21 protein-coding genes are annotated in these 21,877 nt (G+C 70.8%); 12 read left to right on the top strand and 9 right to left on the bottom strand.

The window, feature by feature from the left end; translation table 11 throughout:
• Nucleotides 1–289 precede the first annotated feature (289 nt).
• Entirely contained in the window at nucleotides 290–1,954 is a 1,665-nt protein-coding gene (gene ettA / locus AB0C33_RS33870) for an energy-dependent translational throttle protein EttA (RefSeq protein WP_358294775.1), read from the top strand.
• A gap of 208 nt (nucleotides 1,955–2,162) precedes the next feature.
• Here ettA and AB0C33_RS33865 read toward each other — a convergent pair whose 3' ends face one another.
• Complete coding sequence (locus AB0C33_RS33865; protein ID WP_358294773.1) at nucleotides 2,163–3,479, bottom strand: MFS transporter; 1,317 nt, start codon at nucleotides 3,477–3,479, stop codon at nucleotides 2,163–2,165.
• Between the two features lie 168 nt (nucleotides 3,480–3,647).
• Here AB0C33_RS33865 and AB0C33_RS33860 point away from each other — a divergent pair, with 168 nt between their 5' ends.
• The 5 genes from AB0C33_RS33860 (at nucleotide 3,648) to AB0C33_RS33840 (ending at nucleotide 6,775) form a co-directional block, all read left to right on the top strand.
• On the top strand, nucleotides 3,648–4,160 hold the full coding sequence (locus AB0C33_RS33860; protein WP_358294771.1) for a VOC family protein: 513 nt from the start codon (nucleotides 3,648–3,650) through the stop codon (nucleotides 4,158–4,160).
• A 69-nt stretch (nucleotides 4,161–4,229) separates the two neighbouring features.
• A complete protein-coding gene (locus AB0C33_RS33855; protein WP_358294769.1) occupies nucleotides 4,230–4,637 on the top strand; it encodes a Zn-ribbon domain-containing OB-fold protein in 408 nt (135 codons plus the stop codon).
• Entirely contained in the window at nucleotides 4,634–5,761 is a 1,128-nt protein-coding gene (locus AB0C33_RS33850; protein WP_358294767.1) for a thiolase, read from the top strand. The genes AB0C33_RS33855 and AB0C33_RS33850 overlap by 4 nt, the downstream gene beginning before the upstream one ends.
• Before the next feature lie 114 nt (nucleotides 5,762–5,875).
• Entirely contained in the window at nucleotides 5,876–6,127 is a 252-nt protein-coding gene (locus tag AB0C33_RS33845) for an SCO4226 family nickel-binding protein (RefSeq protein WP_358294765.1), read from the top strand.
• A gap of 168 nt (nucleotides 6,128–6,295) precedes the next feature.
• Nucleotides 6,296–6,775, top strand: coding sequence for a hypothetical protein (locus AB0C33_RS33840; RefSeq protein ID WP_358294763.1), 480 nt, complete (start codon nucleotides 6,296–6,298; stop codon nucleotides 6,773–6,775).
• A 17-nt stretch (nucleotides 6,776–6,792) separates the two neighbouring features.
• On the opposite strand, the gene AB0C33_RS33835 is transcribed toward AB0C33_RS33840, so the two are convergent.
• Together AB0C33_RS33835 and AB0C33_RS33830 are read right to left on the bottom strand one after the other, a co-directional pair.
• On the bottom strand, nucleotides 6,793–8,925 hold the full coding sequence (locus tag AB0C33_RS33835) for an acetate--CoA ligase family protein (protein ID WP_358294761.1): 2,133 nt from the start codon (nucleotides 8,923–8,925) through the stop codon (nucleotides 6,793–6,795).
• A gap of 3 nt (nucleotides 8,926–8,928) precedes the next feature.
• Nucleotides 8,929–10,110: an acyl-CoA dehydrogenase family protein gene (locus AB0C33_RS33830; protein WP_358294759.1), complete on the bottom strand. Its 1,182-nt coding sequence runs from the start codon at nucleotides 10,108–10,110 to the stop codon at nucleotides 8,929–8,931.
• An 80-nt stretch (nucleotides 10,111–10,190) separates the two neighbouring features.
• On the opposite strand from AB0C33_RS33830, the gene AB0C33_RS33825 reads away from it, so the two are divergent.
• Nucleotides 10,191–10,802: a TetR/AcrR family transcriptional regulator gene (locus AB0C33_RS33825; protein WP_358294757.1), complete on the top strand. Its 612-nt coding sequence runs from the start codon at nucleotides 10,191–10,193 to the stop codon at nucleotides 10,800–10,802.
• Here the strand turns inward: AB0C33_RS33825 and AB0C33_RS33820 are convergent.
• Together AB0C33_RS33820 and AB0C33_RS33815 are read right to left on the bottom strand one after the other, a co-directional pair.
• Complete coding sequence (locus AB0C33_RS33820; protein ID WP_358294755.1) at nucleotides 10,789–11,613, bottom strand: MaoC/PaaZ C-terminal domain-containing protein; 825 nt, start codon at nucleotides 11,611–11,613, stop codon at nucleotides 10,789–10,791. The two genes, AB0C33_RS33825 and AB0C33_RS33820, sit on opposite strands and share 14 nt — an antisense overlap.
• A 1-nt stretch (nucleotide 11,614) precedes the next feature.
• On the bottom strand, nucleotides 11,615–12,514 hold the full coding sequence (locus AB0C33_RS33815) for an SDR family oxidoreductase (protein WP_358294753.1): 900 nt from the start codon (nucleotides 12,512–12,514) through the stop codon (nucleotides 11,615–11,617).
• Between the two features lie 76 nt (nucleotides 12,515–12,590).
• On the opposite strand from AB0C33_RS33815, the gene AB0C33_RS33810 reads away from it, so the two are divergent.
• From AB0C33_RS33810 to AB0C33_RS33800, 3 genes are all read left to right on the top strand, one after another.
• Entirely contained in the window at nucleotides 12,591–14,021 is a 1,431-nt protein-coding gene (locus AB0C33_RS33810) for an MFS transporter (RefSeq protein ID WP_358294751.1), read from the top strand.
• A 77-nt stretch (nucleotides 14,022–14,098) separates the two neighbouring features.
• Nucleotides 14,099–14,482 (top strand): thioesterase family protein, encoded by a 384-nt coding sequence (locus AB0C33_RS33805; protein WP_352360768.1) that lies wholly within the window; start codon nucleotides 14,099–14,101, stop codon nucleotides 14,480–14,482.
• Nucleotides 14,483–14,532: 50 nt separating this feature from the next.
• Entirely contained in the window at nucleotides 14,533–15,687 is a 1,155-nt protein-coding gene (locus AB0C33_RS33800) for an MFS transporter (RefSeq protein ID WP_358294749.1), read from the top strand.
• On the opposite strand, the gene AB0C33_RS33795 is transcribed toward AB0C33_RS33800, so the two are convergent.
• From AB0C33_RS33795 to AB0C33_RS33780, 4 genes are all read right to left on the bottom strand, one after another.
• Nucleotides 15,682–17,190: an alpha-amylase family glycosyl hydrolase gene (locus AB0C33_RS33795; RefSeq protein ID WP_358294747.1), complete on the bottom strand. Its 1,509-nt coding sequence runs from the start codon at nucleotides 17,188–17,190 to the stop codon at nucleotides 15,682–15,684. The genes AB0C33_RS33800 and AB0C33_RS33795 overlap by 6 nt on opposite strands.
• A 16-nt stretch (nucleotides 17,191–17,206) precedes the next feature.
• On the bottom strand, nucleotides 17,207–17,587 hold the full coding sequence (locus AB0C33_RS33790; RefSeq protein ID WP_358294745.1) for a globin: 381 nt from the start codon (nucleotides 17,585–17,587) through the stop codon (nucleotides 17,207–17,209).
• A gap of 9 nt (nucleotides 17,588–17,596) precedes the next feature.
• Nucleotides 17,597–18,484, bottom strand: coding sequence for a mechanosensitive ion channel family protein (locus tag AB0C33_RS33785; protein WP_352360549.1), 888 nt, complete (start codon nucleotides 18,482–18,484; stop codon nucleotides 17,597–17,599).
• 544 nt (nucleotides 18,485–19,028) lie between these two features.
• Nucleotides 19,029–19,313, bottom strand: coding sequence for a hypothetical protein (locus AB0C33_RS33780; protein ID WP_352360547.1), 285 nt, complete (start codon nucleotides 19,311–19,313; stop codon nucleotides 19,029–19,031).
• 272 nt (nucleotides 19,314–19,585) lie between these two features.
• On the opposite strand from AB0C33_RS33780, the gene AB0C33_RS33775 reads away from it, so the two are divergent.
• Nucleotides 19,586–21,142, top strand: coding sequence for an XRE family transcriptional regulator (locus AB0C33_RS33775; RefSeq protein ID WP_358294743.1), 1,557 nt, complete (start codon nucleotides 19,586–19,588; stop codon nucleotides 21,140–21,142).
• Entirely contained in the window at nucleotides 21,139–21,627 is a 489-nt protein-coding gene (locus tag AB0C33_RS33770) for a GNAT family N-acetyltransferase (RefSeq protein ID WP_358294741.1), read from the top strand. The genes AB0C33_RS33775 and AB0C33_RS33770 overlap by 4 nt, the downstream gene beginning before the upstream one ends.
• Nucleotides 21,628–21,877: the final 250 nt, after the last annotated feature.

The raw sequence follows: 21,877 nt of genomic DNA, 5'->3' as shown, positions 1-21,877 counted from the left end.
GGGGCGCGGCGAGGGAGGCCGTGCCAGGGGGGCATGGAGGGCGTGATGGGGATCCTGGTCGGCTGAGGTCGGGCGGCGAACGGCGTCCCTCCCCGAGGTGGGCTCGGGGCCTGGGGTGTCATGGGTGATTCAGCGTGCGAGGGCCGCAAGGGGGGGCGGCCCCGGGACGTCACGGCGTTCGGGGGAGGTGAGGTTGGAGGGGTGGGGGTGCAGGGGCGAGCGGGGACGGGCGGAGGTGAAAGGGGCTGGGCGGCGGAAGCCTGCGTGTGCAGCCTCTAAGCTAGGGAGCATGCCGGAGTACATCTACACGCTGCAGCGCGTGCGCAAGGCGCACGGCGACAAGGTTGTCCTTGACGACGTCACGCTGTCGTTCCTGCCCGGAGCCAAGATCGGTGTCCTGGGGCCGAACGGCACCGGGAAGTCGACGCTGCTCCGGATGATGGCCGGCCTGGAGCAGCCGTCCAATGGCGACGCCAAGCTGATGCCGGGCTTCACGGTCGGCATGCTCCAGCAGGAGCCGCCGCTCAACGAGGAAAAGACCGTTCTGGGCAACGTGCAGGAGGGTGTCGCCGAGACGATGGCGATGCTCGAGCGCTACAACCAGATCGCCGAGCAGATGGCCACCGACTACAGCGACGAGTTGCTGGAGGAGATGGGCAAGCTCCAGGACCAGCTGGAGCACCGCAACGCGTGGGACCTCGACAGCCAGCTGGAGCAGGCGATGGACGCCCTGCGCTGCCCGCCGCCCGACGCCGAGGTGAGCAAGCTGTCCGGTGGTGAGCGCCGCCGCGTGGCGCTGTGCAAGCTGCTGCTTGAGGCCCCCGACCTGCTGCTGCTCGACGAGCCCACCAACCACCTCGACGCCGAGAGCGTGCAGTGGCTGGAGTCGCACCTGGAGAAGTACGCCGGCACGGTGCTGGCCGTCACCCACGACCGGTACTTCCTGGACAACGTGGCCAACTGGATCCTGGAGCTCGACCGCGGTCGCTGCTACCCCTACGAGGGCAACTACTCCACCTACCTCGACATGAAGGCCCAGCGCCTCAAGGTCGAGGGCCAGAAGGACGCCAAGCGCAAGAAGCGCCTGGAGGACGAGCTGGAGTGGGTGCGCTCCAACCCCAAGGCCCGCCAGACCAAGAGCAAGGCCCGTCTCCAGCGGTACGAGGAGATGGCCGCCGAGGCCGACAAGTTCCGCAAGCTGGACTTCGAGGAGATCCAGATCCCGCCGGGCCCGCGTCTGGGCACCACGGTGATCAAGTCCGACCAGCTCACCAAGGGCTTCGGCGACCGCCTGCTGATGGAGAGCCTGACGTTCGACCTGCCGCGTAACGGCATCGTCGGCGTCATCGGCCCCAACGGCGTCGGCAAGACCACGCTGTTCCGCATGATCACGGGTGGGGAGACGCCGGACGCGGGGTCGATCACGGTCGGCGACACCGTGAAGATCTCCTACGCCGACCAGAGCCGGGGCGGCATCGACCCGAACAAGAACGTCTGGGAGGTCGTCTCCGACGGGCTCGACCACATCAAGGTCGGCAACGTCGAGATGCCGTCGCGGGCCTACATCGCGGCGTTCGGGTTCAAGGGGCCCGACCAGCAGAAGAAGGCGGGGGTGCTGTCGGGCGGCGAGCGTAACCGGCTCAACCTGGCGCTCACCCTCAAGCAGGGCGGCAACGTGCTGCTGCTCGACGAGCCGACCAACGACCTCGACACCGAGACGCTGTCGTCGCTGGAGAACGCGCTGCTCGACTTCCCGGGCTGCGCCGTGATCACCTCGCACGACCGGTGGTTCCTCGACCGCATCGCCACCCACATCCTCGCGTGGGAGGAAGGCTCGAACTGGTTCTGGTTCGAGGGCAACTTCGCCGACTACGAGAAGAACAAGATCGAGCGTCTCGGCGCCGACGCGGCCCGTCCCCACCGGGTGACGTACCGGAAGCTGCACCGGGACTGACGTCTCATCCCGGCCCCGGGACGAGACGGGCACGTCTTGTCCTGGCATCGGGACGAGCGTCTCATTCGTGCGACGAGCGGCGGGCCCCTTCGGGGGCGCGCCGCTTTCGCGTGTTCCGGCAGGGCCGATCAGTGTTCGGGCTCGGTTGGGACGGTTCGGCGTTCGCCCCGGTTGGGACGGTTCAGTGTGTGGGCTCGGGTGGGAGGAGTCAGCTTTCGGCCTCGGTGAGGGCGACCTGGACGGGGGTGGGGGCGGTGCGGCGCCATGGACCGTTGAACAGCAGGATCGCGGGGACGAACAGCACGAGGCAGCCCAGTGCCACGAACAGCCACGTCTGCCAGCTCGTGGCCGCCACGACGTGCGGGATGACCAGCAGCCCGACCACCGCGATCGCCTTGCTCAGGAAGCCGAACAGCCCCCAGGCCGTGCCCTGCAGGCGCGGGTCGGCGTCCTCGGCGTCCTCGGAGTAGTTGGCCATCCAGGGGGCGTAGGCGACGCCGAGTGAGCCGCCGAGCAGGGCGCCGACCACCATGAGCGTGCCGGTGGAGACGCCTTCCTGGCCGAGCGCGACGGCGAGGTAGGCGGTGACCAGCACCGCGGCGATCGTCCCGGCGAGCGAGAACGGCTTGCGCAGTTGCAGGCGGTCCGACAGGCGGCCGGTGAGGATCAGCGTGACCAGGTTCAGGCTCCAGAACGCGGCCATGATCGTGGACGCCTGCGCGCTGCTGATGCCGAGCGCGCCCACCAGCATCGTCTGGCCGAACAGCGACAGCGTGATGTAGAGGACCAGCCAGAGCGAGATGCCGACGACGTGGGCCCAGATGTTGCGCCGGGCGAACAACGACCGGACGGTGGGCGGACGCCGCAGGTCGACGACCTCCTCGGCGGCCCGTTCGGTGTGCTGGATCCTGGCCCGCAGCTCGGGGGACAGGTCGGCGATGTTGAACGCGATGACCACGGAGATCACCAGCGAGAAGCAGCCCATGATGACGAACTGCGACCGCCACGACTCGTCGAAGATCGGCAGCGTCCAGCCGGCGACGGCGGCGGCCAGGAAGTTCGCGCCCACCGGGCCCCATGTCCAGAACCCGAACGCCTGCGCCCGTCCGAGCCGTGGCGAGAAGTCGCGGATCAGCGGCGCGGTGGAGGCCATGGCGACGCCGTCCACGAAGGCCAGCAGGATGCGGGCGATCAGCAGGTCGCGCGGGCTGTGCACGAGCGTCATGGCGAAGCAGCACACGGCGGTGAGGGCCATGAGCGGGATGAGCAGGCGGACCCGGCCGACCCGGTCGGTGAGCCGCCCGCCCAGGATGGAGGCCACGGCACCGGCCACCGCCGCCGCCCCCGACACCGCGCCGTACGTGGCCAGGGACATGTTCAGGTCTTTGAGCAGCAGGGGTACGACGGGCGCGATCTGCCCTTCGTAGGAGCCGATGAGGATGGCCAGGACGGCCATGGTGAGGATCTTCATCCGGCGGGCGCCGGTCGGGTACTCGTCGAGCTCGCGGACGTAGGACAGCCTCATGACAAGCCTTTCTGTCGAGCCTAGGCCCCCCGTCATGAGTTCTAGAAGCTAGCTCTAGAATCCATTTCTGAGATGCTGCTCCTCGCATCGGCCGGCGTCAAGAGTGCGTACCCGGTATCAGATGATTAGAATCAAATTCTAGGATTCGTTCGTAGTGAGGAGCCGGGCGTGGACCTGGAACTTGACGGCCTCGACGTGACCTTCGACCACACGGCCGTGGCCGCTCCCCGGATCAGGGACCTGCTGCCGATCTATCGCGACCTGCTCGGCGGTCGCCATCTGGGCGGCGGCGGGGACAACCGGATCAGCGGGTACCGCACGCTGCAGCTCACCTACTCCAACGGGAGCAAGGTCGAGCTCATGGAGCCGCTGACCGGGTCCACGTTCTTCGACAGCTTCTTCGAGCTGACGCGGGGGCGGGGCGGCGTCCATCATCTGAACTTCCACGTCGGGGACATGGACGCGGCCGTCGCCCGGCTCACCGGGCGCGGCTACCGGCTGCACGGGCTCAACCGGGCCGACGTGCGCTGGCAGGAGGTGTTCCTGCACCCCAAGGAGGCGCACGGCGTGCTCATCCAGCTCGCCTGCCCGGGGTTCCGTGACCCGGACGAGGCCCGCCCGACGCTGGAGGAGGTGCTGGCGGGACGCGGCCGCAACGGCGACGGCATCCCCAGCCCCTGAGTCGCGGAGGCTTCCCCGGAACCGAACCTAGCTCTAGAGTGCAATTCTAGAACTAGAGTGGGGAGGCCCATGAAACCGGCACCGAAGCCAACGCCCGAGACCCAGCCGTTCTGGGACGGCACGGCCGCGGGAGAGCTCAGGATCCAGCGCTGCCAGACGTGCGCGCGGCACTACTTCTACCCCCGGCCGAGCTGCCCCCACTGCGGCGGCGGCGACGTGGAGTGGGTGCGCGCGACGGGCCGCGCGACCCTGTACTCGTACGTGATCAACCATCGTCCCGCGCCCGGTTTCGAGGCCGGCGGGCCCTACGCCATCGCCGTCGTGGAGCTGGAGGAGGGCGTGCGGATGATGACCAACATCGTCGGCGTGCCCAACACCCCCGAGAACCTGCCGCTGGACATGGAGCTGCGGGTGGTGTTCGAGCGGCGCGGCGACGTGCACGTGCCGCTCTTCGAGCCCGCGGAGGGCGCCCGATGAACATCGTGATCGCCGGGGCGGCCGAGACCGACGAGATCGGCCGTCTGCCGGACCGCTCCACCTTCCAGCTCCACCTGGAGGCCGCGCGCAACGCCCTCGCCGACGCGGGCATGACGAAACACGACATCGACGGCATCGCCACGGTCGGCACGCCCGGCCCGATCCAGGTCGCCCACGCCCTCGGCATCACGCCCTCCTGGCTGGACGGCACGGGCGTGGGCGGGTCGTCGTTCCTGTTCCACGTGCGGCACGCGGCCGCCGCCATCCGGGCCGGGCTCTGCCGTACCGTGCTGATCACGCACGGCGAGTCGGGACGGTCGCGCGTCGGCGCCGGCCGGTGGGGGCTGGGCGCGGACTCGCTGCTCGGGCAGTTCGAGCTGCCGTACGGGGTGGTCGGGCCGCCGACGTCGTTCACCGTCACGGCGCTGCGCCACATGAAGGAGACCGGCCTCACCCACGAGCAGCTGGCCGAGGTGGCGGTCGCGCAGCGCCGCTGGGCCTCCAGGAACCCGCGGGCCATGTACCGCGACCTGATCACGGTCGAGGACGTGCTCGCGTCGAAGCTCGTCGCCTACCCCTTCCACCTGCTGGAATGCTGCCTGGTGACGGACGGCGGCGGCGCGCTGGTCGTCACCTCCGAGGAGCTGTCGCGCCGCCCGCCGGTGTACCTGCTCGGCTCCGGCGAGGCCATGGACGCGCCGATGGTCTCGCAGATGGAGGACTTCACCACCTCCAAGGGCTTCCGCCTGTCCGGCCGGGCCGCCTTCGCCGAGGCCGGGATCTCCCACGACGACGTCGACCACCTGATGGTGTACGACGCCTTCGCCCACGTGCCCGTCTACGGCCTGGAGGACCTGGGCTTCGTCGGCCGGGGCGAGGCGGGGGCGTTCATCGCCGAGGGGCACACCTCACCCGGCGGCCGGCTGCCGATGAACACCAACGGCGGCGGCCTGTCCTACACGCACACCGGCATGTACGGCATGTTCGCCATCCAGGAGTCGGTGCGGCAGCTCCGGGGCGAGGCCGCGGCCCAGGTGCCGGACGTGGAGGTGAGCGTGGTGCTGGGCAACGGCGGCATGTTCGCCTCCGCCGCCACCCTCGTCCTGGCCTCTCGGTTGCCCTAGGTTCCGCATCCGGCCGTCCGGGCAGGCGAGCCCGGACGGGCCGATGGAACGGGATGGAACGGAATGGAACGCCTCTCCATCGGAAGCGGAAGATCCTGAGAAGAGGAGACGGCGATGCCGAAGTTCATGGACGTGCACAGTGGTTTCGTCGGCGTCACCGAGGAGCAGTTGCGCGAGGCCCACGAGCGGGACCTGGCGGTCGAGGGGGCCGAGGGTGTGCACTTCGAGCGGGCCTGGCTCGATCCGGACTCGGGCAAGGTGTTCTGCCTGTCGTCGGGGCCGTCGAAGGAGGCGGTGATGCGGGTGCACGAGAAGGCCGGCCATCCCACGACGGAGATCTACGAGCTGCCCATCGAGGTCGAGTAGCCACGACCCGGCCACCGGACCGGTGACGGCCGCCCGCGCTGCTGCGGACGCGGGCGGCCGTCACCGAGACGCCCGGAGCCACGAGGCCCCGGACAAGGCCCCGAAAAACCGTCCGGGCGGGCGCGTCGGGCGGCGGGCCGCGTGCGAGGGCCGTACTAGATTCGTCGGGTGAGCACGGGAGCCGCGCGCGGGGTGGGGCGGTTCGTCAACGGCGAGTCGGTCTACGGGACCATCCTGACGGCCGGCGTCGTCTCCGGGCTCTCGCACTGGATCGCCGACCCGGCCGAGCTGCTGGCGACCGCGATCGGCACGGTCATCGTGTTCTGGATCGCGCACGCGTTCGCCGAGATCGTCGGCGACCGGTCGCCGGACGTGCGCAAGGCGGTGCGGGGCGCGGTGACGCGGTCCACGGGCATGTTGTGGGGACTGGTCCCGCTCACGGTGATCCTGTGCGTGGCGATGACCGGCGTGATGTCCGTGGACGCGTCGGTGTACCTGGAGATCGGCGTGTCGGTCGTCCTGCTCACCGTGCTCGGCTTCTTCGCGGCCGCGCCCAAGACCGACCGGCTCTGGATCCGGCTGCTCTGCGGAGCCGGCTCGGGCGCCCTGGGAGCCGTGATGATCCTGCTGAAGAGCCTTGGGCACTGAGCAGGGGCGGGGACAGGTCAGGAGGGCGGCGGGCGCCAGGTGATCAGCGCGTCCAGGGCCTCGACGCGGGAGCCGGTGACCAGGAGCGGGTTGATCTCCAGGGACTCCAGGTCGTCGCCCAGGCTCTCGGCGAACGCGGCGATCCCGGCCACCACGTCGGCCACCGCGTCCAGGTCGGCGGGCTCGGTGCCCCTGGCGCCGTCCAGCAGGGCCGCGCCGCGCAGCTCGGACAGGGCCCGGCGGACCTCGCCGGCGTCCACCGGGAGCACGCGCAGGGCCGCGTCCCGCAGCACCTCCACCCAGACGCCGCCGAGCCCGACCGCCAGGGTGAGCCCCCAGGCGGGGTCGCGCACCACGCCCGCCAGCAGCTCGATCCCGCCGCCGCGCTGCGGCTGGACCAGGACGCCCGCGTCGGGGGCGTGCGCCCGCGCCGCGGCCACCACCTCCCGGTACGCCTGCCGCACCTCCTCCGGGCCGGACAACCCGAGCCGCACCCCGCCGATGTCGCTCTTGTGCCCGAGCCCTTCGGCGGCGGCCTTGAGCACCACCGGGTAGCCGAACCGCTCGGCCGCGGCCACCGCCGCCGCCTCGTCCGCGGCGATCTCGGACGGCACCACAGGCAGCCCCGCGGCGGCGAGCAGGGCGGCTGCCCGGTGCTCGGCCCACACGCCGTGCGCACCCTCGGGCGCACCCAAGGATGCGCCCCCGGATGCGCCGGTGACCGCCGCCCGCCCGGCCGGGCCGCCGCCGGTCAGGGCCCTGCGGTGGGCCTCCGACCAGCGCACCGCCGCGCCGAGCGCGGTCAGGCCGTGCTCGATCCCGCCCATGACGTACGGGAAGCCGGTCTCCCGCTGCACCTGGCGTCCGAACTCCGTGACGTCGGTCAGCACGTTGCTCACGACCACGACCGGCACCGGCGACTCGGCGATGCGCCGCGCGCTGGCCTCGTACATGGCCAGGACGGGCGCGGGGTCCGCAGGGGCGATCCTGGGCGGTTCGGACAGCAGCATGACCAGGTCGATGCCGGGATCGGCGGTCACCGTCTCCAGCGCGCGGCCGAGCAGGGTGCGGTCGACGAGGACGTAGCCGGTGACGTCGAGCGGGTTCTGCACGGTGCCGAACGACGGCACGATCCCGGCCAGCTTCTCGACCGTGGCCGCGGCGAAGGGCGGCAGCTCCAGGCCCTCGTCCTCGGCCCGGTCCGCGATGATCTCGGACGCGCCGCCGGACGGGGTGACGACGCCCACCCGGCGGCCGGGCAGCGGGCCGGTGGCGGCCAGCAGCCCGGAGGTGATGATGAGGTCCTCCAGCGAGCGCACCCTGATCACGCCGAGCTGGCGCATGGCGGCGTCGATGACGTCGTCGTCGCCCACGAGCGCGCCCGTGTGGGCCTGCGCGGTGTGCGAGGCGAGCCGGCTGCGGCCGATCTTGAGCGCGACGATCGGCTTGCCCGCCGCCAGTGCCCGGCGGGCGACCCGGGAGAACTCGGCCGGGTTCCTGATCGTCTCCAGGAACAGGGCGATGACCCGGGTCGCCGGGTCGTCCACGAGGTAGTCGACGACGTCGGTGACCGTGACGACCGACTCGTTGCCCATCGAGGTCAGCAGGCTGACGCCGACGTTGCGGGCCTGGGCGAAGCCGAGCACCGAGCTGGCCAGCGCGCCGCTCTGCAGCACCACGCCGACCGACCCGCGCAGCAGCGGCTCGGGGACGGGCAGCCCGTACGGGGTCACGTCGGCGGCGGCGTTGATGTAGCCGTTGCCGTTCGGCCCGAGGATCGTCAGGCCGTTCTCGCGGGCGAACCCGGCGATCTCCGCCTCCAGCCGCGCGCCCTCCGCGCCGGCCTCCCCGAACCCCGCCGTGAGGATGACGTAACAGCCGATGCCCAGCTTGGCGCCCTCCTTCAGCACGCCGAGCACGGCGGCCGTCGGCACCATGACGTAGGCCAGGTCGACGGGGGAGGGGATCTCGGTCAGGCTGCGGAAGGCCGGCGACCCGTGCACCACCCCGCCCCTGGGGTTGACCAAGTGGACGGGCCCGGAGAAGCCGTGGGTGCGCAGGTTCAGCAGCGTGCTGACCGACCAGCCCGACTTGTCCGTGGCCCCCACCAGGGCGATCGAGCGCGGGTTGAACAGTGCCTCGACCGACATGGGCTACTCTCCGATCAGGCCGAGCCTGGCGTGGCCCTTGATGAGGTTGCGGGCGATCGTGCGGCGCTGGATCTCGTCGGTGCCCTCGAAGATGCGCAGCAGGCGCAGCTCCCGGTACCACCGCTCGACCGGCAGCTCCTTGGTGTAGCCCATGCCGCCGTGGATCTGCAGCACCCGGTCCACGACCTGGTTGGCCATCACGGCGCCGTTGAGCTTGGCGATGGAGGAGGCGTGCCGGGCGTCCATGCCCTGCTGCACCTGCCAGGCCGCGTGGAGGGTGAGCCACTTGGCCGCCTCGATCTCCACCTGGGAGTCGGCGATCATCCACTGGATGGCCTGGTACTCCGAGATGGTCTGTCCCATCGACTTGCGGATCTTGGCGTAGTCGATGGCCATCTGGAGCATGCGCTCGGCGGAGCCGATGGCACGGGCCGGGATCATGTACCGTCCTTGCCCGATCCACTGCATGGCAAGCTCGAAGCCCTTGCCGAGCTCGCCCAGGATGTTCTCCTCGGGCACCCGCACGTCCTGGAACACCAGCGCGGCCGGCCCCCACTCGCCCATGGTCGGGATGGGCTCGGACGTCCAGCCCATGTCCCGGTCGACCAGGAAGCACGTCACGCCGTGGCCCTCGGCCACCGCGAACACCATGACGAAGTCGGCCTCGCTGCCGCCGGTGATGAACGTCTTCTCGCCGTTGATCACCCACTCGGCGCCGTCGCGGGTGGCGCGGGTGCGGATGTTGCGGGCGTCGGAGCCGGCGCCCGGCTCGGTGATCGCGAAGCAGGACCGCCGTTCGCCCTCGATGGTGGGGACGAGGTAGCGCTGCTTCTGCTCGTCGGTGCCGGCGTAGAGGATGTTGTCGGCGCTGCCGCCGAAGGAGAAGGGCACGAACGTGCGGCCCATCTCCATGGCGATGATCGCGGACATGATCGGGCCGAGCGCCGCGCCGCCGTACTCCTCGGGGGTGTTGATGCCCCAGAAGCCCGACTTCCTGGCCTTGGCGCGCAGGTCGCGCACGACCTCCGGGTCGAGCCCCGGACGCCCTTCGCGCTCGTTGCGCAGGACCTCCGGCTCCAGCGGCATGATCTCTTTCTCGATGAAGGCACGCACGGTGTCGCGGATCTGCCGTTCCTCCGGGCTGAGCGAGAAGTCCACGGCCGCCTCCTGAATTTCTAGAATCATTCTCTAGTACGCGATTCTAACCCCCGCGCGGCACTGGTCAAGAATCAGATTCTAGAATTCGGCGGGATAGAATGCCTGGCATGGCACGCAAGTCCTCGTGGGAGTGGAGCCGTACGGCTCAGACGCGCAAGAGCATGTTGCAGGCGGCCCGTGAGGTCTTCAGCGAGCACGGCTTCGCCGACGCCAACGTCTCGGAGGTCGTGGCCCGCGCCGGCTCCAGCGTCGGCAGCCTGTACCACCACTTCGGCGGCAAGACCGAGCTGTTCCTCGCCCTCTACGAGGACCACCAGGCGGCCCACGAGCAGGCGTCGGCCGCCAGCGTCGCCAAGGCCAAGAAGGAGGGGGTCAGCGACCCCGTCGAGCTGCTGATCGCCGGCGCCCGCGCCTACCTCGACGGCGCCTGGGACCGGCGCGACCTGGTCAGGCTCTTCATCGACGGCGACGGCCCGCCCGGCTTCGAGCTGATCCGCCGCACCCGCGGGCGCGAGTGGGTGCGCCAGAACGCCGTCCTGCTCGGCGCCGGGGGAGACCCCCTCGACCGGTTCACGGTCGCGGTGCTGACCAGCATCATCGGCGAGGCCGCCCGCGAGGTCGCCACCTCCGACACCGAGGAGGAGGCCAGGGAGATCATCGAGGCGGCGATGAAGCTCATCCACCGCCTCGATCCCCTCAGGGGGCTCAGCGACGACTGATCGTCGCCCGGCCGCGGTCGATCACCACCGTCCCGTCGTCCTTGGCGGTGCGGAACAGCACGTCGTCGCCGTCGGCCCAGATGGAGACGGTCAGCGGTTCGCCGGGGAACACCGGGCTGCTGAACCGGCCGGACATCGCCCGGAACCGCGACGGGTCCGACCCGGCGAGCGTGTGCAGCAACGCCCGCCCGGTCACCCCGTACGTGCACAGCCCGTGCAGGATCGGCCGGTCGAACCCGGCCCTGGCGGCGAACTCCGGATCGCTGTGCAGCGGGTTGCGGTCGCCGGACAGCCGGTAGAGCAGTGCCTGGTCCGGCCGGGTCGGGTAGGTCACCTCGTGGTCGGGCGCCCGGTCCGGGACCGCCCACTCGTCGCGGGGCCCCCGGTCGCCGCCGAAGCCGCCCTCGCCCCGGATGAACACCGAGCTGCGCGAGGCGATCACCAGCTCGCCGGTCTCCAGGTCCACGGCCCTGGCCTCGGTGGTCACCAGCGCGCCCGAGCCCTTGTCGTAGATGCCGGTCACCTTCGACGTCGTCCGTACGCCGCCCGCCGGCGGCAGCTCCCGGTGCAGTTCGAAGCCCTGCTCGGCGTGGACCAGCAGGGCCGGGTCGAAGTCGCCCAGCCGCCGCCCCGGCGACTGCGACGCCAGCACCGCGAACGTCGGCAGCACCCGCTGCCCCTTCTCGGTGGCGAACTCCAGCTCGTCGAGGCCCGAGCCGACGCCGAGCGCGTACAGCATGGTGTCCTCGGCGGTCCAGGAGCGCTCGTGGGCCGGGCCCTCGACGCCGATCAGCGAGTGGTCGAGCGGCATGTCAGTCCTCCCGCCCGGGGACGCGGCCGTTGGTCAGGGCGTTGGGGGCGGCCTTGTCCACCAGGGCGGGGATGACCGCGCCCAGCTCGGCCGGGTCCCAGCGGCCGCCCTTGTCCACCCCGGGGCCGGCGTGCCAGCCCTCGGCCACGCTGATCATGCCGCCGCGCACGTTGAACACCCGTCCGGTGACGCCGCGCGCCTCGGCGCTGGCCAGCCAGACCACCAGCGGCGCGATGTCGTCGGGGTCGGCGCCGGTCGCCCCGGCCGGGATCAGGTTCTCCGTCATGCGGGTGAGCGCGGCGGGCGCGATGGCGTTGACCGTCACGCCGTAGCGCTCCAGCTCCCTGGCGGCGATCACGGTCAGCCCGGCGATGCCCGCCTTGGCCGCGCCGTAGTTCCCCTGGCCCGGATTGCCGTAGATGCCGGAGGACGACGTCGTGTTGATGATCCGGGCGTCGACCCGCTCGCCGGACTTGGCCCTGGCCCGCCAGTAGGCGGCGGCGTGCCGCAGGGGCGCGAACGTGCCGCGCAGGTGCACCCTGATCACCGCGTCCCACTCGTCGGCGGTCATGTTGACCAGCATGCGGTCGCGCAGGATCCCGGCGTTGTTGACCAGCACGTGCAGGTCGCCGAAATGCTCGACGGCCGCCCCGATCAGGCGCTCGGCGCCGTCGAAGTCGGAGACGTCCTCGCCGTTGACGATCGCCTGGCCGCCCATGGCCTCGATCTCGGCCACCACTTCGGCGGCGGCCCCGGACGAGCCGGTGCCGTCCACCTCCGCGCCCAGGTCGTTGACCACCACCTTCGCGCCCTGTCTGGCGAACTCCAGGGCGTGCCCGCGCCCGATGCCCCTGGCCGCACCCGTGACGATCACCACGCGACCTTCGACTATCCCGCTCATCCGACACCTCGATCCTTGACCGGCCGATGATTTGAACTGGATTCTAGTATCAAAATCTAGAAAGGACAGGCCCTTGGTGACGACGACCACCGCTCCCGTCGGCCACGCCTGGCGCACGCTGTCGGTCGTGAGCCTGGCCAGCGTGCTGACCGGGCTGGGCGGCAGCGCGATCAACGTCGCGCTGCCCGAGATCGCCCGGCACACCGGGGCCGACGCCACGGCCGCGGGCTGGATCCTGCTGGGCTTCCAGTTGACCACGACCGTCCTCATGGTGGTGTTCGGCCGGTTGGCGGACATGTTCGGCAGGCGCAGGATGTACCTGATCGGGCTGGCCGTCTACACCGGGGCCGCCCTGCTCGCCGGGCTGGCTCCCGGCGCGTGGGTGATCGTGGCCATGCGGGTCGTGCAGGCCGCCGGCGCCGCGATGTTGCTCACCAACAGCGCCGCCCTGGTCAGCGACGCCTTCCCGCGCGAGCGGCTGGGCGAGGGCATGGGCGTCTACGTGGCCTCCTTCTCCATCGCCGGGCTGATCGGCCCGACGCTCGGCGGCGTGCTCGCCTCGAACCTGGGCTGGCGCTGGGTGTTCTGGTTCAACGTGCCCATCGGGGTGGTCTGCCTGGTGTGGGGCGCGCTCACGTTGCGGCGGGTCGAACCGGCCGGGCGCGAACGCGGGCTCGACCTGCCGGGCAGCGTGCTCGTGCTGGTCACGCTCGGCGGGCTGCTGCTGGCGTTGTCGGAGTTCGGCAGGCTGGGGTGGGGGCATCCGGTGGTGGCCGCCGGGCTCGCCGCGTTCGCCGTGGGGTTGCCGCTGTTCGCAGCCAGGGAGCGGCGGGCCGCCCATCCCGTGGTGGACCTGCGGCTGTTCCACGACCGGGCCTTCGCCTTCGGCACGCTCGCCTCCTTCCTCAACGCCGTCGCGCGGATGGGCATGGTCTTCCTCGTCGCGCTCTACTTCCAGGCCGTGCGGGGGGACGATCCCGTACAGGCCGGGCTGAAGGTGCTGCCGCTGGCGGTGGCGGCCATGGTCGCGTCGGTGACGTCGGGCTTCCTCCAGCGGCTGACCAGCGCGCGCACCCTCGCGGTGGCCGGGGCCGCCACCACGACCTGCGGCCTGCTGGCGCTGCTCGGCACGATGTCGGCGACCACCCCGTACCCGGCGGTGGCCGCCGGGCTCGTGCTCATCGGCCTCGGCTCCGGCGTCTTCCTGCCCTCCAACACCACCGCCATCCTGGACGGCCTGCCGTCCGAACGTCTCGGCATCGTCAACGCCATGCGCCTCATGCTCCAGAACACCGGCAACGTGGTCGGCACCGGCCTGGTGCTGTCGATCATCACCGCGCCGCTGCCCGCCGCGCTGCACCGGCGCGTCTTCGCCGGAACCCTGTCGCAGCTCTCCGGCGACGCGGTCGGCCTGCTCGTGACCGGTTACCGCTGGGCGCTCACCTGCATGGCCGCGATCTCGGTGCTGACCGTGCTGGCCTGCCTGGCCCGCCGCAAGGCCCGGTGACCGGCGGGCCGGACGGTACGGGTACCGTGGCGGACGTGGCAGAACCCTCCCCGGCGCACCGGCACGTCTTCCTCCGCATGGTCAGATTCGCCGACATCGACTCCCAGGGGCATGTGAACAACGTGCGCTTCCTCGACTACCTGGAGGACGCCCGCTTCGGCATGTTCGCGATCGATCCGGTCAGGGCGGGCGAGGCGCCCTTCGGAGGGCTCGTGGTCACCCGCCACGAGATCGACTACCGCCGCCCGCTGGGCCTGCGCCCCGAGCCGGTCAGGGTCGAGACCTGGGTCACCCAGCTCAGGCCGGTCCGCTTCACCCTGGCCTACGAGATCCGCGACGACGACGAGGTCTACGCGACCGCCACCTCGGTGATCGTGGCCTACGACGTCGAGCGGGCCGCGCCGCGCCGGCTCAGCGAGGACGAGCTCGTCCTGCTCAAGCGTTACTCGGCCCAGGGCTGACCGCCCTGGAACCGCAGCCGCCCTCCGGTCCGGGCAGGAAGCGCTGGCTGATGCTCGCACTGGGGGTCAACGCCCATGCGAGCGTCACTTTAGGACTGTTCGGCCTGCCTCTCGTCATGCCGGAAATTGAGCGACATTTCGGTGTTCCGCTGGCAGTGGCCGGAGTCATTGGAAATGCCCCGGGAATCGGTGTTCTGGTGGCGCTCGTCGCCTGGGGCGCGCTGGCCGACCGGCACGGCGAGCGCCTGGTGCTCGGCATCGGCGTGAGCCTGGCGGCCGTGCTGCTCGCCGCCGTCGCCTTCGCCGGGCCCGCCTGGGCGGTCATCGCGCTGCTCGCGCTGGCGGGCGCGGCCGGCTCGGCGGCCATGGTCGGCGGCGGCCGGATCGTCCTGCGCTGGTTCCAGCCGCCCGAGCGCGGGGTCGCCATGGGCCTGCGCCAGGTGTCCTACACCCTCGGCATGGCCGTCGCGGCGTTCGTGCTGCCGCCGGTCGCGCGGGCGCACGGGCTGCCCGGCGTGCTGCTCGTCTGCTCCGCCGTGAGCCTGCTGGCCGCCGTCCTGGCCGCGCTGTTCCTGGCCGAGCCGCCGCACTCGATCGCCGGGGGGAGCGCGGGGCCGGCGCGGTCGCCGTACCGGCAGCCGGCGCTGTGGCGGGTGCACGCGACCAGCGGGCTGCACGCGGTGCCGCAGATCGTGGTCAGCACGTACGGCGTCACCTGCCTGGTCGGCCTGTACGGCTGGGACGCCGTGGCCGCCGGCCAGCTCTTCGGCCTGTCGGCCGTCGCCGGGGCGGTGGTCCGGGTGGCCGTCGGCCGCTGGTCCGACCGGGTCGGCCTGCGGATGCGTCCCCTGCTGCTGCTCACCTGCGCCTGCCTGGCCGTGCTCGCCCTGCTGGTCGTGGGCACGGCGACGGACAGCCTGCTCGGCCCGGTGGCGCTCGCCACGGCCTCGGTGCTCACCGTGTCCGGCAATGGGCTGGCCTACCTGAGGGCGGGCGAGCTGGCCGGCCCCGCCTGGGCGGGCAAGGTGCTCGGCACCCACAACACCGTCCAGAACGTCGTCGCCCTGGGGGTGACGCCGCTGGCCGGAGCGCTGATCACCGGGACGGGGTACTGGGCGGCGTACGCGGCCGGCCTGGCCTGCGCGCTGGTGTCGCTGCCCGTCATCCCCGTCCGCGGCGAGCAGCGGGCCGATTCCCGGTCATGACTCCCGGCGCAGCCACACGGCGGTGTCCGGCGGCAACGTCCCGGCCTGGACGGGGCCGCTGGACAGCAGCACCGCGTCGTGCGCCGGCAGCCGTACGGGCTCCATCCCGCAGTTGATCGCGCAGGTCAGCGGACCCCGGGAGAAGAAAAGCGCTCCCTCGGGGGAGTCCAGCCACTCCAGGGTGTAAGGAATCACACCCGCCAGCTCGCGGCGGCAGGCCAGGGCCCGGCGGTAGAACTCCAGCGTCGAGTCCGCGTCGCCCTCCTGCTTCTCGGCCGTCAACTCGGCGAAGGCGGCCGGCTGCGGCAGCCAGGGCCGCACGCCGGGCGGCGAGAACCCGTAGGAGGGCGACTCCGCCGACCACGGCAGCGGCACCCGGCAGCCGTCGCGGCCCGGCAGCTTGCCCTCCGACTGGAAGAACACCGGGTCCTGCCTGGCCTCGGCCGGCAGGTCGGTCACCTCCGGCAGGCCCAGCTCCTCGCCCTGGTAGAGGTAGGCCGAGCCGGGCAGCGCCAGCATCGTGAGCAGCGCCGCCCTGGCCCGCGCCAGGCCCGTGCCGGGATCGGCGGTCTCGTAGCGGGTGCGATGGCGTACGACGTCGTGGTTGGACAGCACCCAGGTGGCGTACGGGACCGAGGCCAGGGTGTCGTCGATCACCTTCTTGAACGCGGTCGGCGACCACGGCGCCTGCAGCCAGGCGAAGTTGAAGCTCTGGTGCAGCTCGTCCGGGCGTACGTAGAGGGCGAGGTCCTCGGCGCTGTCGGTCCAGACCTCGCCGACGGCCATGCGCTCACCGGGGTAGGCGTCCAGCACCTTGCGCCAGTCGCGGTAGACGCCGTGCACCTCCGGCTGCCCCCAGACCGGCGAGACCGACGTGAACGACTGGTCGCCGACGTCGGGCAGCCCCTCGGCCTTGTACAGGCCCATCGCCACGTCGATGCGGAACCCGTCCACGCCCTTGTCCAGCCAGAAGCGCAGGACGTCGAGGAACTCCGCGTGCACCTCGGGGTTGCGCCAGTTGAAGTCGGGCTGTTCGGGGGCGAACAGGTGCAGGTACCACTGCCCGTCGGGGACCTGGGTCCATGCCGGGCCGCTGAACGTGGACTGCCAGTTGTTGGTCGTGTCGCGGAAGATGTACCGGTCGCGCTTCTCGCCCCGCAGCGCGGCCTGGAACCAGGGGTGCTCGGAGGAGCTGTGGTTGGGGACGATGTCCACCAGCACCTTCAGCCCGTGCCCGTGGGCCTCGGCCACCAGCGCGTCGAAGTCGGCCAGCGTGCCGAACAGCGGGTCGACGCCGCGGTAGTCCGCCACGTCGTAACCGCCGTCGGCCATCGGAGAGGGGTAGAACGGCGTCAGCCAGATGGCGTCGACCCCCAGCCTCCTCAGGTACGGAATCCGCTCCCGCACCCCGGCCAGGTCGCCGACGCCGTCTCCGGAGGCGTCGGCGAAGCTGCGAACGTAGATCTCGTAGACGACGGCATCACGCCACCAGGGGATATCCATGTGGGCGTCATGCCCGTTATGTCGGCGAGTTCACCAAGCTGTGGGCCGCATAGACCAGATAGTCCCAGAGCCTGCTCGCCTGATTGTCGGGCAGGCCGAGCGAGTCGACCGCGTCACGCATGTGCCGCAGCCAGGCGTCGCGCTCGGCCTCCCCGATCACGAACGGCACGTGCCGCATGCGCAGCCGGGGATGACCGCGCTCCTGGCTGTAGGTGTTGGGGCCGCCCCAGTACTGGATCAGGAATCCGCGCAGCCGGTCCTCGGCGCCCGTCAGGTCGGGCTCGGGGTAGAGCGGCCGCAGCAGGGGGTCTTCCGCGACACCTTCGTAGAAACGGTGGACGAGGCGGCGGAAGGTCTCCTCGCCGCCTACGGCGTCGTAGAAGGAGGTCTCTGTCACGTTCTCACCTTATGCAATGGCGACCATGGGGATTCCGGCGGAGTCCAGGGCGGCCTTCACCCTGAGCCGGATCTCCCGGGCGACCTCGGCCTGGCGGGAGGGCAGCGTCTTGGCGGTGATGCGGAACACCAGCGCGCTGTCGGAGAGCTGCTCCACGCCGTACACCTGGGGCTCCTCCACGATCACGCTCTCGCGGAACTCGGGGTCGGCCCAGATCTCCTCGGCCACGATCTCCAGCGCCGCGCGCACGGCGGTGATGTCGGCGTCGTAGGCCACCGGGACGTCGAAGTAGGCCCGCGACCAGCCCTGCGACTCGTTGCCGACGCGGGTGATCGTGCCGTTGCGCACGTACCAGACGCGGCCGTCGGCGTCGCGCAGCCGGGTGACCCGCAGGGTGACCGCCTCGACGGTGCCGACGGCGGCGCCCGCGTCGATCACGTCGCCCACGCCGTACTGGTCCTCCAGCAGCATGAACATGCCGGCGATGAAGTCCTTCACCAGCTCCTGCGCGCCGAAGCCGATCGCCACGCCCAGGATGCCGACGCTGGTCAGCAGGGGGGCGATGGGGATCGTCAGCCGGTCGAGCACGGTCAGGATGGCGGTGCCGAGGACGACGATGGAGGCGATGTGCTTGAGCACCGACCCCATGGTCTCGGCCCGCTGCTTGCGGCGCTCGTGCAGCAGCGCGTCGATGCCGTCGGTGGCCGCGTTGCGGCGGAACCTGTTGGCGAGCGAGCCGCCGGTGGCCGCCCGGTTCACCACCTTGGTGATCACCCGGTGCGAGATGTTCCGCACGACGAACCCGAGCACCAGGATCAGGACGATGGTGATGAAGCTGGCCAGCAACGGCGCCCAGGAGGCGTTGTCGAGCCAGTCGACCAGGGGACCACAGAACACCGTGTCACCTTGACAGGCTTGCGCCATCTGCGAGCTCACTTTGTCCAAGTCCTGCACGAGCGACGACTCTGCCGGCGTGGGCGTAGGCGATGGCCCTGATGTCACCAACAGGAACACTGGGTGGATTCCCCCTCAGGAAGCGGTTCGGTCAGCGGCAAATCAGTCCAATTGGATCTAAAAATACCGCTGACCGAACCGGCCGCCGTCACATCACGCCGGGGAAGACGGGGTCGCCCGGTCTCTGGGCCGCGGAGGGAGAGACCGGACGCTCCGATGACGGTCGGCTCGGACGGGCCACACACCCGGAAGCATGGCCCGTTCCGGTTCCAAGGGGGGAGGTGATCCCCCCGGCACCCGGCGGGCGCACCCGCCGGGCTGATCTGCGCGCACGGGCGTGCGCCCGTGCGAAGGGGCCGGAACCGGCGGGACGATCAGGGGCCCGGCAACCCGGACGCCCTCCGCACCGATCGTCCCGCCGGCCCCGCGGGGCCGCCGTGGGGGCGGTGACCCGTGGTGGCTGCGCTCCACCCGGATCACCGCGTGGTCACTCTCCCACCGCGGCGAGCACGCGTGCGACCTTGGTCGCGGCACCGGCCGGGTCGTCGGCCGTGTGCATGGGTTCGCCCCAGGACCAGCAGTACCACCAGTCGGGAAGGTCCGAGGCGTTCGCCGGCCGGCAGGTGACGTTCTCGGACAGGCTCGTCGCCTTCGGGTTGATGACGCGTACGAACTGCCGGCCGCTCTGGGTCTGGACCACTCGTGCGAGCAGACCGCGAGCGCCGAGCTCGGATACGAGGCGCTGCAGATGTCCGATCTTGTCGTCCGTCACCTTCTCGTCCTCCTTGGGAATCGTTGCTGGTGGGCCAAACATGGCTCAAGTCAACAGCACACGCAACGCCACTCTGCTGATCACAGGGAGTGGCTATTCCCTCATGGGTTGGAAGAAACAGTCCCTCGGAGGACGATCCTTAACCGTAGGCTTGATGAGCACGTTTCCAAACAGCCCTCACTGCTTCATAGTCATCTCTAGGCGAAGAGCTACCTGAGGGCTACGCTGAGTCACCAGTCTTGACGGGTCGAGACATCGGGAGAGGGGCCGGGATGTCCGGCAGGCAGCACAGGGAAACGGAGATCGCCCGGCGGATCAGGGCCAAGGGCCTTGCCACCGGGCGCACCTCCGCCCAGATAGCTGAAGAGATCCACGAGGCGTGCTCGCCGCAGTTCAGCACGACCCGCATCAAAGCGCACCGCCTGTCCTACGGCATCGCGCTGGCGGACGTGATCGAGCAGGTGCGCGCGTTGTTCGAGCGCGACGCCAAGGCGCCGCCGGGCATCGGCGAGACGTTGCTGTCGGCGTACGAGAGCGGGCTCAAGCGGCCGGGCCCCGAATACCTCCACTACCTGTGCTCGGTCTACCGGGTCGAGCCCATCGAGCTCGGCTTCGACGGGCCCTGCATCTGCGGCCACGGCCACCGGATGCCCGGCGTGCTCGGCGAGCCCGCCAATCGGCTGCAGGGGTCGGCGTCGCTCCCGCGCGACCTGGTGATCCATCCGATGACCGTCGAGGCCGACGCCCAGGAGGACGAGAACATCCTGCGGCGCACGTTGTTAAACCTCCTCGACACCGACGTCTCGTTCAAGCAGCAGTTCGACGGGCCGGTGCTGGGGGCGTGCGAGGGCATCCGGCGGCGGATGGACGAGACGCTGGTCTCGGCCACCGTGTCGGGCGGCATGCTCGACCAGTGGGAGGAGGCGACGGTGGCCTTCGGCCGCCAGTACACCACGACGCCTCCGCTGCGGCTGTTGTGCGACGTGCTGCTGGAGCTGAGCGCGGTCCGCACGGCGTTGTCCAGGCGTCAGCCGATCGACCTCCAGGACCGGTTGTGCCGCATGGCCGCGCAGCTGGCCGGCCTGAGCGGCATGGTGATGATCAACCTGGGCGACCACCGGCTGGCGCGGTCGTTCTTCCGCACCGGCCGCATCGCCGCCGACGAGACCGGCGACCGCGCGCTGCGGGCCTGGATCACGGCCAGGGAGTCGCTCGTCCCCCTCTACTACGGCGACGCCCGCGAGGCGCTCAACCTGGCCAAGAAGAGCCGCGACCTGGCGGGCGCCACGCCGTGCGTGGCCCAGGCCATGGCGCCGGTCGTCGAGGCGCGGGCCCTGGCCATGCTCTCGGGCACCGACAGCAAGAAGGAGGTCGTCGACCAGGCCAAGCGCGCGCTGGCCCGGGCCAGGAGCGCCTTCTCGCACATGAAGAGCGAGGAGCAGGAGGACATGGCCTTCGGCTACACCGAGAAGCAGCTCTACTTCTACCAGGGCGACGTGCTCACCAAGCTCGGCCAGACCATCGAGGCCGAGGTGGTGCTCGACCAGGCGCTCGGCAAGTACGAGGACCACGTCCTCGATCAGACCCTGATCAGGCTCGACCAGGCCCAGTGCCGCCTCCTGGAGGGTGACATCGACGAAGCCCTACAAATTGGTACGAACGCCTTGCGCAATCTGGGGGATGAATACCTCACGGACCTCATCATCCGCCCAGCGCTCGCGTTGGAGCAGCAGATCATGAAGAAGGACGACAAACATCAGATGCTGGCTGAATTCAGCGCCCAGCTGCGGCGTCGGAAGTTGGCCCAGAAGGAAGGGAGCGGTGGATGACGTTGAAGATCCGGCGGTACCGCTGGTCCGATCTCGACACCATCCTCGCGCTGCACCGGATCTGCCTCGCCGAGGTGGGTCTCCAACCCGGCGACGGCGTCTACTACGACGACGACTTCCCCCGCATCCAGGAGATCTACCTGGCCTGCGGCGGTGACTTCATCGTGGGCGAGACCGGCTCGCGGGTGGTCGCCATGGGCGGCCTGAAGCCCGTCGACCGGGAGACCGCCGAGGTGTGCAGGCTCAGGGTCCATCCCGAGTTCCAGCGGCGCGGCTACGGCGGCGTCATGCTCTCAGCGCTCGAAGACCGCGCCCTTGAGCTCGGCTTCAGCAGCCTGCGCGGCGACACCACGCTCAACCAGGGCGCGGCCCTCGCGCTGTACGCCCGTCAGGGCTGGCGTGAGCTGTCGCGCCGCCAGGTGGGCGACCTCGTCGTCATCTACGGCGAGAAACGGCTGGCGCGCACGCCGGCCATGGAGCTGTAAGCTCCGGCGACGACGCCGCGGTCCGACGCTTCCGGATCCGGCGGCCACGCCCCATCCCCTCCTGGGGCCATGGCTTGTTTCCCCTTTCCGCCCCCGCGGCGTTCCTGCGACCTCTACGCTCAGGCGTGACCATACCGCCGCGCGATGATCGCAGAGAGTGACGATCTCCGGGGCGAGGCATCGGCCCGTTCGCACGGTACGCGCACGCGTCCGTACACAGTGCGAATGTGGAGAGCTCGGCCGTACCGGG

The sequence above is a fragment of the Nonomuraea sp. NPDC048881 genome (assembly GCF_040649795.1).
Classification (GTDB): domain Bacteria; phylum Actinomycetota; class Actinomycetes; order Streptosporangiales; family Streptosporangiaceae; genus Nonomuraea.
The sequence above is the reverse complement of the archived record's forward strand: the minus strand, read 5'-3'. Positions and strand labels throughout refer to the sequence as shown.